At 70.9% G+C, this 15098-nt stretch carries 10 protein-coding genes; 4 read left to right on the forward strand and 6 right to left on the reverse strand.

Annotated features, from left to right (window positions below):
• Positions 1-99: 99 nt before the first annotated feature.
• From pulA to DI272_RS35125, 3 genes are all read left to right on the forward strand, one after another.
• On the forward strand, positions 100-5505 hold the full coding sequence (pulA, locus tag DI272_RS35115; RefSeq protein ID WP_109499209.1) for a pullulanase-type alpha-1,6-glucosidase: 5406 nt from the start codon (positions 100-102) through the stop codon (positions 5503-5505).
• 76 nt (positions 5506-5581) lie between these two features.
• Positions 5582-7210, forward strand: a complete 1629-nt coding sequence (locus DI272_RS35120) for a fused response regulator/phosphatase (RefSeq protein ID WP_109499210.1) — start codon at positions 5582-5584, stop codon at positions 7208-7210.
• Positions 7211-7344: 134 nt separating this feature from the next.
• The gene (locus DI272_RS35125) at positions 7345-7695 is read left to right on the forward strand and encodes a 5-carboxymethyl-2-hydroxymuconate Delta-isomerase (RefSeq protein WP_109499211.1); all 351 of its coding nucleotides are present in this window, start codon (positions 7345-7347) and stop codon (positions 7693-7695) included.
• Here the strand turns inward: DI272_RS35125 and DI272_RS35130 are convergent.
• From DI272_RS35130 to DI272_RS35150, 5 genes are all read right to left on the reverse strand, one after another.
• Positions 7692-8381, reverse strand: coding sequence for a TetR/AcrR family transcriptional regulator (locus DI272_RS35130; protein ID WP_109499212.1), 690 nt, complete (start codon positions 8379-8381; stop codon positions 7692-7694). The two genes, DI272_RS35125 and DI272_RS35130, sit on opposite strands and share 4 nt — an antisense overlap.
• A 56-nt stretch (positions 8382-8437) precedes the next feature.
• On the reverse strand, positions 8438-9457 hold the full coding sequence (locus DI272_RS35135; protein ID WP_109499213.1) for a PDR/VanB family oxidoreductase: 1020 nt from the start codon (positions 9455-9457) through the stop codon (positions 8438-8440).
• Complete coding sequence (locus DI272_RS35140) at positions 9457-10335, reverse strand: metal-dependent hydrolase (RefSeq protein ID WP_109499214.1); 879 nt, start codon at positions 10333-10335, stop codon at positions 9457-9459. The genes DI272_RS35135 and DI272_RS35140 overlap by 1 nt, the downstream gene beginning before the upstream one ends.
• Before the next feature lie 79 nt (positions 10336-10414).
• A complete protein-coding gene (locus tag DI272_RS35145) occupies positions 10415-12337 on the reverse strand; it encodes a hypothetical protein (protein WP_109499215.1) in 1923 nt (640 codons plus the stop codon).
• Positions 12338-12386: 49 nt separating this feature from the next.
• A complete protein-coding gene (locus DI272_RS35150) occupies positions 12387-12899 on the reverse strand; it encodes a tetratricopeptide repeat protein (RefSeq protein WP_181387422.1) in 513 nt (170 codons plus the stop codon).
• Between the two features lie 116 nt (positions 12900-13015).
• On the opposite strand from DI272_RS35150, the gene DI272_RS35155 reads away from it, so the two are divergent.
• The gene (locus DI272_RS35155; protein WP_109499217.1) at positions 13016-13441 is read left to right on the forward strand and encodes a hypothetical protein; all 426 of its coding nucleotides are present in this window, start codon (positions 13016-13018) and stop codon (positions 13439-13441) included.
• Positions 13442-13504: 63 nt separating this feature from the next.
• On the opposite strand, the gene DI272_RS35160 is transcribed toward DI272_RS35155, so the two are convergent.
• On the reverse strand, positions 13505-15061 hold the full coding sequence (locus tag DI272_RS35160) for a DUF1996 domain-containing protein (RefSeq protein WP_109499218.1): 1557 nt from the start codon (positions 15059-15061) through the stop codon (positions 13505-13507).
• Positions 15062-15098: the final 37 nt, after the last annotated feature.

Below are 15098 nucleotides of genomic sequence, written 5' to 3' on the forward strand. Positions count from 1 at the left end.
TTTCCGTTACTTTCAAGACTCTTGCTGTAAGCCTTACGGCGGCGATACGGTCGCGCGGGGTCGGACCCACGTAGAGCCGTAATCGCAAGGAGTCCATCTGTGATACCGAGATGGCCGACGCCGTCGAGGCGCCGCACCGCCCATGCCGGACGGGTCGCCGCGGTCACCGTGACCGCGTTGGCCGCAGCGCTCGTCCAACCCCTCGCGGCGCGGGCGGACACACCGCCTCCGCCGCCGTCCGACGCCAAGCTCGCCGCCGAGCCCGCCCGGCACGACTCCACGCGCGAGCAGTTCTACTTCGTGCTGCCGGACCGTTTCGCCAACGGCGACACCGGCAACGACGAGGGCGGCCTCACCGGCACCCGCCTCACCACCGGCTACGACCCCACCGACAAGGGTTTCTACCAGGGCGGTGACCTCAAGGGCCTGACGAAGAAGCTCGACTACATCAAGGGGCTCGGCACCACCGCCATCTGGATGGCGCCGATCTTCAAGAACCGGCCCGTGCAGGGCACCGGGGCCAACGCCTCGGCCGGCTACCACGGTTACTGGATCACCGACTTCACCCAGGTCGACCCGCACTTCGGGACCAACCATGACCTGGAGAACCTCATCTCCAAGGCGCACGCCAAGGGGATGAAGGTCTTCTTCGACGTCATCACCAACCACACCGCCGACGTCGTCGACTACGAGGAGAAGTCCTACGACTACCTCTCCAAGGGCGCGTTCCCGTACCTGACCAAGGACGGCGAGCCCTTCGACGACGCCGACTACGCCGACGGCACGCGGGACTTCCCGGAGGTCGACGCCGACTCCTTCCCGCGCACCCCTGAGGTCACGAAGAACAGCAAGGTCCCGTCGTGGCTCAACGACCCGACGATGTACCACAACCGGGGTGACTCGACCTACGCGGGCGAGTCGACCACCTACGGCGACTTCTCCGGACTCGACGACCTGTGGACCGAGCGTCCCGAGGTCGTCAGCGGCATGGAGAAGATCTACCAGCGGTGGGTCAGGGACTTCGACATCGACGGCTTCCGGATCGACACCGTGAAGCACGTGAACATGGAGTTCTGGACCCAGTGGGCCACCGCCCTCGACTCCTACGCCGCCAAGCACGGCCGCGACGACTTCTTCATGTTCGGCGAGGTCTACTCCGCCGACACCTCGATCACCTCGCCGTACGTCACCCAGGGCCGCCTCGACGCCACACTCGACTTCCCCTTCCAGGAGGCGGCCCGGCAGTACGCCTCCCAGGGCGGCAGCGCGCAGAAGCTGGCCTCCGTCTTCGGTGACGACTACAAGTACACGACCGACAAGGCCAACGCGTACGAGCAGGTCACCTTCCTCGGCAACCACGACATGGGCCGCATCGGGTACTTCCTGAACCAGGACAACCCGAAGGCCGGCGACGCCGAACTGCTGAAGAAGGACGAGCTCGCCAACGAGCTGATGTTCCTCAGCCGCGGCAACCCGGTCGTCTACTACGGCGACGAGCAGGGCTTCACCGGCTCCGGCGGCGACAAGGACGCCCGCCAGACGATGTTCGCCTCCAGGACCGCCGACTACCTCGACGACGACGAGATCGGCACCGACCGCACGCACGCGAGCGACGCCTTCGACACGAGTGCGCCGCTCTACCGGCAGATCAGCGCGCTCGCCAAGCTCCGCAAGGCCAACCCGGCCCTCGCCGACGGCATCCAGACCGAGCGCTACGCGGCCGACGGCGCGGGCGTCTACGCCTTCTCCCGCACCGACGCGAAGACCGGCCAGGAGTACGTCGTCGCCTTCAACAACGCCGGTGAGGCCAAGTCGGCGACATTCGCGGCCGGTTCGGCGGGCATGACCTACCAGGGCATCCACGGCACCGACGACTCCGCGAAGTCCGACGCCGACGGCAAGCTCACCGTCACCGTCCCGGCCGGCTCCGCGATCGTCCTCAAGGCGGCCGCCAAGCCCGCCGGAGCGGCCACCGCGCCCACGCTCACCCTCAAGGCCCCGGACGCCGGCGCCACCGGCACCGTCACGCTGACGGCCGACGTCGACGGCGGCCGGCTCAACCGCGTGGTCTTCGCCGCCCAGGTCGGCAACGGCAAGTGGCGGACCCTCGGCTCCGCCGACCACGCCCCGTACCAGGTCACGCAGACGATCGACAAGGACGTACCGGCCGGAACGGCCCTGCGCTACAAGGCGGTTGCCGTCGACTCGGCGGGACACACCGCCAGTGCCCTCGCCGCGTCCACCACCGGCACCCCGCCCGCCGAGGAGGTCCCCACCGCCTCCTCCCGCGACTACGCGATCGTCCACTACAAGCGCGCGGACGGCGACTACGGCAACTGGGGCCTGTACGCCTGGGGCGACCTCGCCGACGGCGAGGCCACGAACTGGCCGGACAGCCACCCCTTCACCGGCCGTGACGCCTACGGCGCCTTCGCCTACGTCAAGTTGAAGACCGGCGCCTCGAACGTCGGCTTCCTCGTCATCGACAAGGACGGCAACAAGGACGTCTCCGCCGACCGCACGATCGACGTCACCAAGACCGGTGAGGTCTGGATCGAGCAGGGCAAGACCGACGTCGTGACGGAGAAGCCGGACTACCCCGAGCAGGACAGGACCAAGGCGGTCCTCCACTACCACCGCGCCGACGGGAACTACGACGGCTGGAGTCTGCACGTCTGGACGGGCGCCGCGAACCCCACCGACTGGTCGAACCCGCTGAAGCCGGTGAAGACTGACGCCTATGGCGCCGTTTTCGAGGTACCGCTCACCGACGGTGCCACCAGCCTCAGCTACATCATCCACAAGGGCGACGACAAGGACCTCCCGTCCGACCAGTCGCTGGACCTCACCGCCGACGGCCATGAGGTGTGGCTGTTGAACGGCCAGGAGAAGTACCTGCTCCCGCAGCCCGCGGGCTCGGCCGCCGCCCTCGACCTGACCACCTCCAAGGCGGTCTGGATCGACCGGGACACGGTCGCCTGGAACGGCTCCGACGCCGCCGCCTCCACCCAGCTGCGCTACAGCCGCGACGGGTCGATCGCCGTCAAGGACGGGACCCTGACGAGCGACGACGAGCGCTGGCTGCGGCTGTCCAGGACGACCCTCACCGACGCCCAGAAGGAGAAGTTCCCGCACCTGAAGGCCTACACCGCCTGGACCGTCGACCCCCGCGACCGCGACCGGGTCCGCGAGGCCCTCAGCGGCCAGGTCGTCGCCTCCCAGCGGGCCGCGAACGGCGCCGTGCTCGCCGCGACCGGCGTCCAGCTCGCCGGCGTCCTCGACGACCTGTACGCGGACGCGGCGACCAAGGCCGACCTCGGACCGACGTTCCGCAAGGGCCGCCCCACGCTGTCCGTCTGGGCGCCGACCGCGCAGTCCGTGAAGCTGGAACTCGACGGCTCCACCGTCGCCATGAAGCGCGACGCGCGCACCGGCGTCTGGTCCGTCACCGGCCCGAGGTCCTGGAAGGGCAAGGAGTACCGGTACGTCGTGAAGGTCTGGGCGCCCAGCGTCCAGAAGCTCGTCACCAACAAGGTCACCGACCCCTACTCGGTCGCCCTGACCACCGACTCCGAGCGCAGCCTCGTCGCCGACCTCGACGACAGATCCCTGGCCCCGTCGGGCTGGACGTCGTACACCAAGCCGAAGGCCACCCCGCTCAGGGACGCGCAGATCCAGGAGCTGCACATCCGGGACTTCTCGGTGGCGGACAAGACGGTCCCGGCGAAGGACCAGGGCACCTACCTCGCCTTCACCGACAAGGACAGCGACGGCTCCCGGCACCTGAAGCAGCTCGCGAAGTCGGGCACCTCCTACGTGCACCTGCTGCCCGCCTTCGACATCGCGACCATCCCCGAGAGGAAGTCCGACCAGGCGACCACCGACTGCGACCTCACCTCCTACGCGGCCGACTCCGACAAGCAGCAGGAGTGCGTCGCGAAGATCGCCGCGAAGGACGCCTTCAACTGGGGCTACGACCCCTACCACTACACGGTCCCCGAGGGCTCCTACGCCACCGACCCGGACGGCACCGGCCGCACGGTCGAGTTCCGCAAGATGGTCAAGGCGCTGAACGACGACGGTCTGCGGGTCGTCATGGACGTCGTCTACAACCACACCGCGGCCAGCGGCCAGGCCGGCACCAGCGTCCTCGACAAGGTCGTCCCCGGCTACTACCAGCGGCTCCTCGCCGACGGCTCGGTCGCCAACAGCACCTGCTGCGCCAACACCGCGACCGAGAACGCGATGATGGGCAAGCTGGTCGTCGACTCGATCGTCACCTGGGCCAAGGAGTACAAGGTCGACGGATTCCGCTTCGACCTCATGGGCCACCACCCGAAGGCCAACATCCTGGCCGTCCGCAAGGCACTCGACGCGCTGACCCTCCAGAAGGACGGCGTCGACGGCAAGAAGATCATCCTGTACGGCGAGGGCTGGAACTTCGGCGAGGTCGCCGACGACGCCCGCTTCGTGCAGGCCACCCAGAAGAACATGGCCGGCACCGGCATCGCCACCTTCTCCGACCGCGCCCGTGACGCGGTCCGCGGCGGCGGCCCCTTCGACGAGGACCCGGGCGTCCAGGGCTTCGCGTCCGGCCTCTACACCGACCCCAACTCCTCGAAGAGCAACGGAACCCCGGCCGAGCAGAAGGCCCGCCTGCTGCACTACCAGGACCTCATCAAGGTGGGGCTGAGCGGCAACCTCGCGAAGTACACCTTCACCGACACCGACGGCAAGGAGGTCACCGGCGCCGAGGTCGACTACAACGGCCAGCCGGCCGGCTACGCGGACGCGCCCGGCGACGCCCTCGCCTACGCCGACGCGCACGACAACGAGTCGCTGTTCGACGCGCTGACGTACAAGCTCCCGGCCACGACCGGCGCCGACGACCGCGCCCGGATGCAGGTCCTCGCCATGGCGACGGCCACCCTCTCGCAGGGCCCGTCGCTCTCCCAGGCGGGCACCGACCTGCTGCGCTCCAAGTCCCTGGACCGCAACTCGTACGACAGCGGCGACTGGTTCAACGCCATCCACTGGAACTGCGCCGACGGCAACGGCTTCGGCCGGGGTCTGCCGATGGCGGCCGACAACGAGTCCAAGTGGCCGTACGCCAAGCCCCTGTTGGGTCAGGTGAAGGTCGGCTGCGCGCAGATCACCGGGGCCTCGGCGGCGTACCAGGACCTGCTGAAGATCCGTTCGACGGAGAGCGTCTTCTCCCTCGGCACCGCCGCGCAGGTGCAGTCGGAGCTGTCCTTCCCGCTCTCCGGCAAGGAGGAGACGCCGGGTGTGATCACCATGGAACTCGGTGATCTCGTGGTGGTGTTCAACGCGACGCCCGAGAAGCAGGAGCAGCGGATCGTTTCTCTGGCAGGCAAGGGGTACGCGTTGCACCCGGTGCAGGCCACGGGCGGGGACTCTATCGTCAAGTCCTCCTCGTACGAGCGGGAATCGGGCACCTTCGCCGTTCCGGGGCGCACTGTCGCCGTATTCTCCCGGACTGCCTGACCGGGCACTATTTTGGGTGGGGCGGGCCCGGTTTCGGGGCCGTCCCACCCCATCGTGCTCCAAGGGGCTGTCGGACATGGACGGCTACACCGAACTCACGGACACGACCGTGCTGGTCGTCGACGACGTGGCGGCCAGCCGCTACGCCATGGGCGCCGTGCTGCGGCGGGCCGGGCACCGCGTGGTACCGGTCGCGAGCGCCGGTGAGGCGCTCTTCGAGCTCGACCTGCGCCTGCACGCGGGGCGGCTGCCCGACCTGGCCCTGGTGGACGTCGGACTGCCGGACATGAACGGCTTCGAGCTGTGTCGGCGGCTCAAGGCCCAGCCGCCGACGGCCACCCTGCCCGTCGTGCACTTCTCCGCCGCGGCCGTGGCACCCAGCGACCGGTGCCTCGGGCTGGACGCGGGCGGGGAGGCCTACCTCACGGTGCCCGCCGAGCCGGAGGAGATCCAGGCCGTCGTACGGGCCGCGGTGCTCGGGGCGCGGCGGCGCACCGGGACCGAGACCCTGGTCCAGCGGCTGACCCTGCTGTCCGAGGCCATCGTCGCCGTGCAGTCGGCGCGCTGCGTCGCGGAGCTGGCCGACGCCGCGGCGGAGGGGGCCCGGCGGCTCACCGGCGCGCCCGCCGTGGTGTTCGTGATCGGCCCGGAGGGGGAGCTGCACCGCGGCGCCTCCCGGGCCCGCACCGCCCTCGCCCTGCCGGACACCAGCGCCCATGACGCGGTCGTCCGGCTGGTCGAGCGGATCTCCGAGGGCCAGACCGGGGTGCAGAGCCTCATCGTGCCCGCGCCGATGTGGCCCGCCGGGTTCTTCCGGCCCGGCGTCGAGGAGGACGCCCGCCTCGCGGTGGCCGTGACCCGGCACGGACGGACACCGGTCTGCGTCGCCATCCCCGCGCACCGGGCCACCAGGGGCGTCCCCGCCGACGACGGACTCGTCGCCCGCCTCGCCGAGGCCACCGCGCTCGCCGCCGAGCCACTGCTCATGTACCAGGCCGAGCGCCATGTCGCCCTCACCCTCCAGCACAGCTTCCTGCCCCAGCCGCACCGGCTGCCCCCGCTGCCCGGCATCGAGCTGGCGGCGCGCTATGTGCCGGCCTCCCGGCAGGCCGAGATCGGCGGGGACTTCTACGTCGCCGTGCGTTCCGGCGACGGCGTGCTCACCGCGGTCGGCGACGTCGTCGGGCACTCGCTGGACGCGGCCACCGTCATGGTCGAGATGCGGCACGCGCTGCGCGCCTACTCCGTCGGGACCAGCGACCCCGGGGTGCTGGCCGAACGGCTCGACCGGATGCTCCAGCACTTCCACCCCGATGTCACCGCCACGGTCTGCCTGGTCCTGGTCGACCCGCCCACCGGACGCATCCGCATCGCCAACGCCGGACATCCGCCGCCGCTGGTCGTGCCCGCTCTCGGCGGCGCCGAGTACGTCAAGGTGTCCGGCCCGCTGCTCGGCCTCGGCCTGGACCGCCCCGCGCCCACCGAGCTCCACCTCGCGCCCGGCGACCGGCTGCTGCTGGTCACCGACGGGCTCATCGAGAGCCGGGGCACCGACCTGGCCGTCTCCATGGAGCAGCTCCGCAAGGCCGCCGCCGACGCCCCGCCCGGCCTGGACGCCCTGTGCGACACCCTGCTCGGCTGCTTCGGCCGGGACCGCGAGGACGACATCGCGATGCTGGCGCTGCGCCTGGACCGAGACCGTTAGGGTGACCTGGTCGACCTGAGCGGGCCGGGGGACGCCGGGGCACATCGCCACGCCGCCCGGCACGCACGCCCGCCGCACCGGACGACGCGGGAACGCACCCCTGCGTCCCCCGACCCGCTTGAACAGGAGTGCTCATGCCGCAGATCACCGTCGACTACTCCGGGACGATAACCCCCGCCTTCGACCGGGCCGGGTTCGCCCGGGCGCTGCACGAGGCGACGGTGGAGATCGCCGCGGCGAAGCCGGAGGCCTGCAAGACGCAGTTCCGGGCGAGCGAGTTCACGGCCTTCGGATACGAGGAGGACGGTCACGCCGTCGTCCATGTCACCTTCGGTCTGCTCGCCGGGCGCACCGACGAGACCAAGGTGAAGCTCACGGAAGCGGCCCTGGAGCTGCTGCGCAAGCACATCCGGGACGACCAGGGGATCGTGCTGCACGCCTCCGCCGAGGTCCGCGATCTCGACTCTTCCTACCGCAAGTTCTAGGACGCCAGCGCGATCAGCCGGCCCACCAGGTCGGCGAACGGCCCGTCGGTCGGCTCGTCGCGGAGCATGACGCGCATCAGCGCGCCCATCTCCTCGTCGTAGGCGGCGCTGACCGCGGCGAGCGCCGCGAAGTCGTGCACGAGCTGGACCTCCAGCTCGCCGCGCGGGATGCGCCGGCCGTCCAGCCAGATCAGCGCCGTGGACTCGGCGAGCGAGATCCAGGAGCGGACGACCAGTTCCAGTCGTGCGGGCGGGTTCGTGACGCCCAGATGCGAAAGGATCTGGTCGTACGCGGCCTGCCGCACGGAGTCGATGAGCGCGTTGGTGGCCGAGGAGCCGACGGCCGGGCCGCCCCGCATCAGCGCCGCGAAACCGGGCCCGTGCTCGTCCACGAAGTCGAAGAACCGCCGCATGACCCGGAGCAGCCGCGCCCCCAGCGGCCCTTCCTGCGGCTCGACGAACCGGCTCGCCAGATCGTCCGCGGCCCGCTTCAACGCGGCTTCGTACAGGCTGAGTTTGCCGGGGAAGTAGTGGTAGACCAACGGGCGCGAGATGCCCGCCGCGTTCGCTATCTCGTCGATGGACACGTCATCGGGTGAGCGCTGGCTGAACAGTTCGAGGGCGACGCCGATCAACTGCTGCCGCCGCTCCTCGACTCCCATTCTTCGCCGTACGCCGGTAGTCATGCGAATACCTTACCGATCGGATCCGGCCCCGAACGGACCGGTCCAACCATGGGTGTTCACATATCCAGCACAAGTCGCTCACTTCGCGCCCGCGAAACGCAGATGAGCATCGAGTCGCCGCGCTCGGCGTCCGTCAGCAGCTCGTCCCGGTGGTCCACCTCGCCCTCCAGGACCCGCTGCTGGCACGTCCCGCAGAAACCCTGCTCACAGGAGTAGAGGGTGTCGGGCAGCTCGGCGCGCACGGCGGCCAGCACGGAGGAGTCGCCCGGCACGGTCAACGTCCGCCCGCTGCGCCGCAGTTCCACCTCGAAGGCGGCACCCGGCGCGGCGGCCCGCGGCGTGAACCGCTCCAAGTGCACCTGCGGGAACCGCTCTTCGACCGCCGCCATCAGCCCTTCCGGCCCGCAGCAGTACACGGCCGCGCCCTCGGGCACGTCCAGCGCGTCGAGGTCGGGCACCCCGGTGACGACGGTGACCCGGTCCCGGTCGAGCCTCTCCAGCTCCGCCACGAACGGCATCGACTCCCGCGACCGCCCGCAGTACAGCAGCCGCCACTCGGCGCCCTCCGGCAGCGCCCGCAGCATCGGCAGGATCGGCGTGATCCCGATGCCGCCCGCGACGAAGACGTACGCCCCGGCCTCGACCAGCGGGAAACGGTTGCGTGGCCCGCGCACCTCGACCTCCGTGCCCTCGGTCACCCGCTCGTGCACCTCGCGCGAACCGCCCCGCCCGTCCGCGACGAGCCGGGTCGCCACGGTGTACGACGAGGTGTCCGCCGGGTCCCCGCACAGCGAGTACTGCCGCACCAGCCCCGACGGCAGCACGACATCGAGATGCGCGCCGGGCTCCCAGCGCGGCAGGTCCGCCCCCTCCAGGCGCAGTTGTACGACGCCCTCGGCGACCTCCGTGCGCGAGGCCACCAGCAGGCGCAGGGCCCGGGACCGGGGGCGCCCGGAGATCGGCTCGTCGAGCGCCGGCATCGGCCACAGCGGTGAGGTGCGGATGCGGCGGCGCAGCGCCCGCCGGGCGAGCAGCGCGGCGCCCGCGACGGCCGCGACGGTCAGCGGCTTCGGCATCACGCGGCGCCCTTCTCGGCGGCCAGTGCCGCGGGGGACTGGGCGAGGTAGGCGACGGCCTGCTCGGTGCAGCCCTCCTGGGAGGGGTGGTAGTCGCGGCTCAGGTAGCGCGGGATCGACCTGAGCATGTCGCCGGTCGCGGGCAGTACGCCCTGCCGTCCGCGGACGTAGAAGTCCTTGAAGCTCGCCTTGCCGTCGATCAGCGTCGGGTCGTGCTCCATGAAGAAGCGGGCCCCGCGCTGCCACAGGAAGACCAGCGCCGCGAACGCCGTCGCCCAGGTCCGCGCCCGCCGCCGGTAGCCGCCGTCGACGTGCAGGAACAGGTCGAAGGCGACGGACCGGTGCTCGACCTCCTCCGCGCCGTGCCAGCGCAGCAGGTCCAGCATGGTCGGGTCGGCGCCGCGCCGGTCCAGCTCCTCGGCGTTCAGCACCCAGTTGCCGAGGAACGCGGTGTAGTGCTCGATGGCCGCGATGATCGCCACGCGTTCCATGAGCCACCACTTGCGCGGCCTGCCCGGCGGCAGGGTCCGGTCGCCGAGCAGCTTCTCGAAGAACCAGTCGATCTGCGCGGTGTACGGCGTCGGATCGAGGCCCAGCTCCTTCAGGTGCGGCAGGACCTCGTCGTGCGCCTGCGAGTGCATGGCCTCCTGGCCGATGAACCCGATGACGTCCTCGCGCAGCCGCTCGTCCCGGATGTACGGCAGGACCTGCTTGTAGACGTGCACGAACCACCGCTCACCGGCGGGCAGCAGCAGGTGCAGCACATTGATGGTGTGCGTGGTGAAGGGATCGCCGGGCACCCAGTGCAGCGGGGTGTCGTCCCAGGAGAAGGACACCTTGCGGGCCTTGAGGTGCACCCGGTCCTGCGTGTTAGACATGGCGTCAATGTACTGACGGGTAGGGCGGTCGGGAACCCCCCTGCGCCGTCTTGTTTACGCCGACGTCAGCAAGCGGCGCTCAGCGCAGCCCGTTGATCGCCCGCCCGTCGGCCAGTGTGCCCTTCAGCCCGGCCTGCGCGCCCTCCTTCGCCTTCACGGCCAGCAGGTTCCCCTGCCCCGAGCCGCGGACGGCGCCCGTGGTGCTGATCGACGCGGTGTTCTTGCCGCCCGCCGCCAGCAGGTACCAGGACCCCGCCGCCGACTTCCACAACACACCCGCCAGCACGTTCGGGTCACGCGGACCGCACGCCGGGACGTTCTCGGCCTGTGCCGCCACCGCCCCGTACGTCCCGCCCGGCGTGCGGAACTGCGCCAGCACGCGCGTCCCGCCGCCACGCCAGGTCTCCGCGCGCGTGCACACCCAGTCCGCCGACCCGCTCGCGTCGGGCAGCCGCTGCTCGGCGTACGGCCACGCGTTCACCGTCCGCACGCCGGCCGAGCGCATCGCGCCCAGCGAGCAGGCGTACGGCGCCCAGGTGTGCAGCGCCTCGGCGCCGGACGCCTCGCGCACCGCGCCGGGGCGGCCGGTGGTGAGGCGGGCCGGGACCAGTTCGCCGAGGTCGCTCAGCAGGCGGGTGCCGGAGCGGTCCGTCAGCTGCAGGACGTTCCAGGACGTGCAGCTGCCGTTCTGCTGGGCCGGGCCGGCCAGCGGCGAGGTGACCCCGTCGGTCGGCGTGAGGTCCATCGCCCCGGAGTTCGGCTTGAGGAGGTCGCGCTCGGCCGCCTTCGTCACCCACGGGGCCAGCAGATAGCGGACGTTGCCGTCGGCCCGGCCCAGCACGACCGCACTCGCCTCGCCCGGCGTCGCCCCGTCGACCCGTGCGAAGTCGAGGGCGGCGCCCTCGGTGCCGTCCTTGGGCTCGGCGTAGCGGGCGATGCGCAGACCGTCGTAGAGGATCACCACGCGCGCGTTGTCGACGAGCCCGGCGAACAGCAGCTGGGGCGGGCCCGCGGGGCCGCCGGACGGGGTGCCGGGGGTCGCGGAGACCCGGACGGTCTCGCCGGGTCGGGCCCAGACCGCGAGGGCGCGGCGCAGCAGCGCGGTGTCGTCGGCGAGGTCGCCGCGCGCGGGCCACACGGAGAAGTCGTTCCGGGAGGCGGCCTGCCAGGCGGTGGCCGGGACCCGGGTCAGCTTGGCCGGGTCGAGGGCGGCCTGGGCCGCCGGGTTCTGCGCGTACGCGGGCGCGGCGGCGCCGTCGGGGGCCCAGCCGTCGCCCGGCAGACCGAGCAGCGCCCCGCACACGGCGACCGCCGCGGCGGCGGCGAGCGCGGCCTTCATGTGCTGCCTGCGGCGCATCAGGTCGGTGGGCCGCGCCTGGAGCGAGCAGGGGTCGAACTCGGGCGAGTCGAGGAGGTCGTACTGCGCGGATACCTCGCCGGCCTCCTCCAGCGCCTCGTCCGGGTCCGCCACCCCGGCCTCGGTCAGCACCCGGCGGACGTCGCCGTCCGGGAGCCGCTCCAGGCCGCGCAGCGCATAGGCGGCGCGGGCCGCGCCGGACAGGGCGGACAGCCGCTGGTCCAGGGCGAGTTCGTCGGCGCCGCCCGAGCGCGGGAAGAGCCTCAGACCCCACACCTGGGGCAGCAGCGGCGGCAGTTGGGAACGCTTGGGCCACGCCCGGTACGTCAGCGGCAGGCCCGCCTCCAGTGCCGTGCGCAGCACCTGGAGGCGGACGAAGGCGTAGCCCGGGTCGCCGTCGCGGCCGGTCGACTGGGCCGGGATGGCGGGCGTCGAGGCGCGGCCGCGGGGCAAGGCGCGCTGGGTGAGGGCGTGCGCGGTCAGGACCCGCCGGTTGCGGCCGAGGCCCGGCGGCAGCACCAGGTAGGCCAGCCGGACGAGCCGTGGGTAGTGCTCGACGAGCGCGGCCTCGGCCTGTTCGACGTCGACGAACGGCTCGGCGGAGGCGGACGGTGCGGGGCGCGGGGCGACATCCTGTGACTGCACGTTCAGCAGAACGAGCGAATCGGTGGTTGGTCACCGCCACCCGGGTGAGTCAGGCCCCCGAAGGCTCCTCCGGCTCGACCAGGGCGCGGGCGTAGTTCGCCATCGACCGCTGGTAGCGCGGCAGATGGGGGGCGAGGGCGCCGAGGACGAGCGAGAGGCCCTCGCGGTCCCGGCCGAGGCTGGACAGACACAGGGCGAGGCAGGCCCGTACGGCGTCGTCCAACTCGTCGGAAGGACCGTCCAGTTCGGGCGTCAGCAGCTTGACGCCCTCCTCGGCCTGCCCGATGTTCCGCAGCGAACTGGAGAGCTGGATCTTCGCGCGGCGGCCCTTGTAGCCGGACAGCCCGCGCGCCAGCGCCTCCCGGTACAGCGGGGCCGCCTTGTCCGAGTGGCCGGTCGAGTCCCAGGCGCAGGCCTGCTCGAAGGGGCCGAGCGGACTGTCGGCGGGGAGTTCGGCGACGAGGGCGTCGATGACCGCCCGGAAGTCGGCGGCCCGCTCCTCCGGATAGTCGTCGAAGGTGGCCCACGCGGCCGTCACACGCTGTTCCCAGTTCTCGTTCACCGGCACACTTTCGCACGGGTGTGCCTACCGGTACAGCGTTTTTGAGCAGACCCCGGGCCGTGACCGTATGCAAGGGGACGGGCGTCCAGGCCCACCGGAACGGACCGGAGGAACAGATGAGGTTGACCCGACCGATGCTCGCGGCGACGGCCGCCGCGGCGGTGCTCGTGCTGGCGGGCTGCGCATCCGGCGGCGGTGCCGACGACCGGGCCGCGGACGTGCCGGAGACGGCGACCGGCACCCTGGAGCATCTGGCCGCCGAGGTGAAGTGCACGCCGAACATGCAGACGGACGCCGACACCATCCGCCAGGCCCTCTGCAAGAAGGGCGAGGAGAAGTACGTCCTGGCCACCTTCTCCACCGACCGGGGCCAGCGCGAATGGATCGACACGGCCAAGGACTACGGCGGTTACTACCTCGTCGGCCGCAGGTGGGTGGCCGTCGGACACCAGGACGTGGTCGAGGCCCTGCGCGGCACGCTCGGCGGGGACCTGGAGGTGGGCACGGACCACTCGGCGCACTCGGGCCACTCGGGTCACTGAGCCGGTACGGCACAGAGAAGAGCCGGCGGTGGGGGATCCCACCGCCGGCTCCCTAGTGGTGCGTCACTGGCACTTCCTGCCGGTGTTGATGCAGTTGACCACCTTGTTCATCAGTCGCGTGCTCATGACGTTGATGAAGTCGTTGTGGTCGGTGATCGGCTTGTGCAACTGCTCCGGGAAGCCGTCCACGGCGTACGGGTTCTTCACCTGACCGTTCTCGACGGTCGGCGCGGGCACGTTGTAGACCAGGCGGACCTGGAGCTGCGGGATCGCCTTGAAACCGTTCGCACAGCTGCCGTCGGCCTGGACGAACGCCACGTGGTCGCGGTGGTTGGCGCTGTCGATGTTCTTCCCGTCCCAGCAGCTCTGGAAGTTGGACGTGCGCACCACCGAGCTGCCCTGGGGGCAGATCACGTACTTGTCCGTCACCTGCCGGTCCTCGAAGCCGGTGCAGCTGAAAGAGGTGTTGGCGTTCTTCAGACCGTTGGTGAAGGCCTTGGCGTCACCGGTGATGATGCGCAGGAACTTCGGCATCGCGACGACCTGGCTCTTCTTGTTGCCGACGAACTTGATCTGCGCCTGGCTCGCCTTCAGGATCTTGCCGACGTTGCCCTCGGCGCCACCGCCGAGGTCGCCCGCGTCGAACTCCTGGGTGCCGTCCTGGAGGCGCAGCACCGGCCAGTAGTACGTGGACTTGTCACCCTGGTTCTGGCAGGTGGTCCGGGCGTTGGCCAGGTCCTGGTCGCTGGCGAAGGCGGTGTTGCTCTGGTTGCCGACGTAGTCGTGCGTGTGGTGCGCACCGTTGTCGACACCCGGGGCGACGATGATGTTGTCGCTGTTGAACAGGTTGTTCTGGTTCACCCCGCACTTGGTGGTGAAGGAACCCTTGGAGCCGGTGTTCCCGTTGGCGGCGAGCCCGTTCTGCAGACCGCGCGAGTTGGGCTGGACGTCATTGATGTTGACGAAGTCCTCGGCCACCGGGCCCGCGGCCCCGTTGCCGTTGTTGCCCGCGTTCTGACCGCCGCCGTTCTGGTCCTGGCCGCCCTGCTGCTGGCCGCCGCCGTTCTGGTCCTGGCCGCCCTGCTGACCGCCCTGCTGCTGACCGTCGCCGTTCTGGTTCTGGTCGCCCTCGCCGGCGTTGGTCTCCGGCTGCTCGGCCGGGACTCCGGTGCATCCGGCGAACTGGGACAGGTTGGAGGCCTGTCCGCCGGCCCGCTGGATGTTGATCCGGATGCGGTCCAGAGCCGCGGTCCGCTTGTCCTTGAGCGGGCCGAGGATCGCGTTCTGCACGAACCCGGAGTCGTTCGCCTGTGCCTGACGCGTGGACGCCAGCCGGGCGTAGGCCTCGGTGATCTGCTTGTCGAGGTTCGCCAGCTCCGTGCTCACGCCGTTCCGGGCGCCGTTCGGGACGTTCCTCAGCTGCTGGCCGACGTCGGGGCACTGGATCGTGGCGATCTGGGCCCCGGCGGCCTTCGTCTGGTTCTGTCCTGCGTTCGACTCATGAGCCGATGCGTAGAAATTCGCCCATACAAGCCCGCCCCCACCGAGCGCTAGGGCTGCCGAAGCGGCAATGGCCTTGGTGGCCAGCGGCGTACGGCGCTTTCGTGTGTTGCGTCCCATGGAACTCCTCTGACTTCCTTGCGGGGCATCGAGGCGC

The organism is Streptomyces sp. Act143 (assembly GCF_003143935.1).
In the GTDB taxonomy this organism is placed as follows: Bacteria; Actinomycetota; Actinomycetes; order Streptomycetales; family Streptomycetaceae; genus Streptomyces.

Bases quoted from the DNA above. Each gene is read 5' to 3' on its own strand.
- DI272_RS35160 (WP_109499218.1), bottom strand. From the start codon at position 15,061: ATGGGACGCAACACACGAAAGCGCCGTACGCCGCTGGCCACCAAGGCC.
- DI272_RS35155 (WP_109499217.1), top strand. From the start codon at position 13,016: ATGAGGTTGACCCGACCGATGCTCGCGGCGACGGCCGCCGCGGCGGTG.
- DI272_RS35120 (WP_109499210.1), top strand. From the start codon at position 5,582: ATGGACGGCTACACCGAACTCACGGACACGACCGTGCTGGTCGTCGAC.
- DI272_RS35125 (WP_109499211.1), top strand. From the start codon at position 7,345: ATGCCGCAGATCACCGTCGACTACTCCGGGACGATAACCCCCGCCTTC.
- DI272_RS35140 (WP_109499214.1), bottom strand. From the start codon at position 10,335: ATGTCTAACACGCAGGACCGGGTGCACCTCAAGGCCCGCAAGGTGTCC.
- DI272_RS35135 (WP_109499213.1), bottom strand. From the start codon at position 9,457: ATGCCGAAGCCGCTGACCGTCGCGGCCGTCGCGGGCGCCGCGCTGCTC.
- DI272_RS35130 (WP_109499212.1), bottom strand. From the start codon at position 8,381: ATGACTACCGGCGTACGGCGAAGAATGGGAGTCGAGGAGCGGCGGCAG.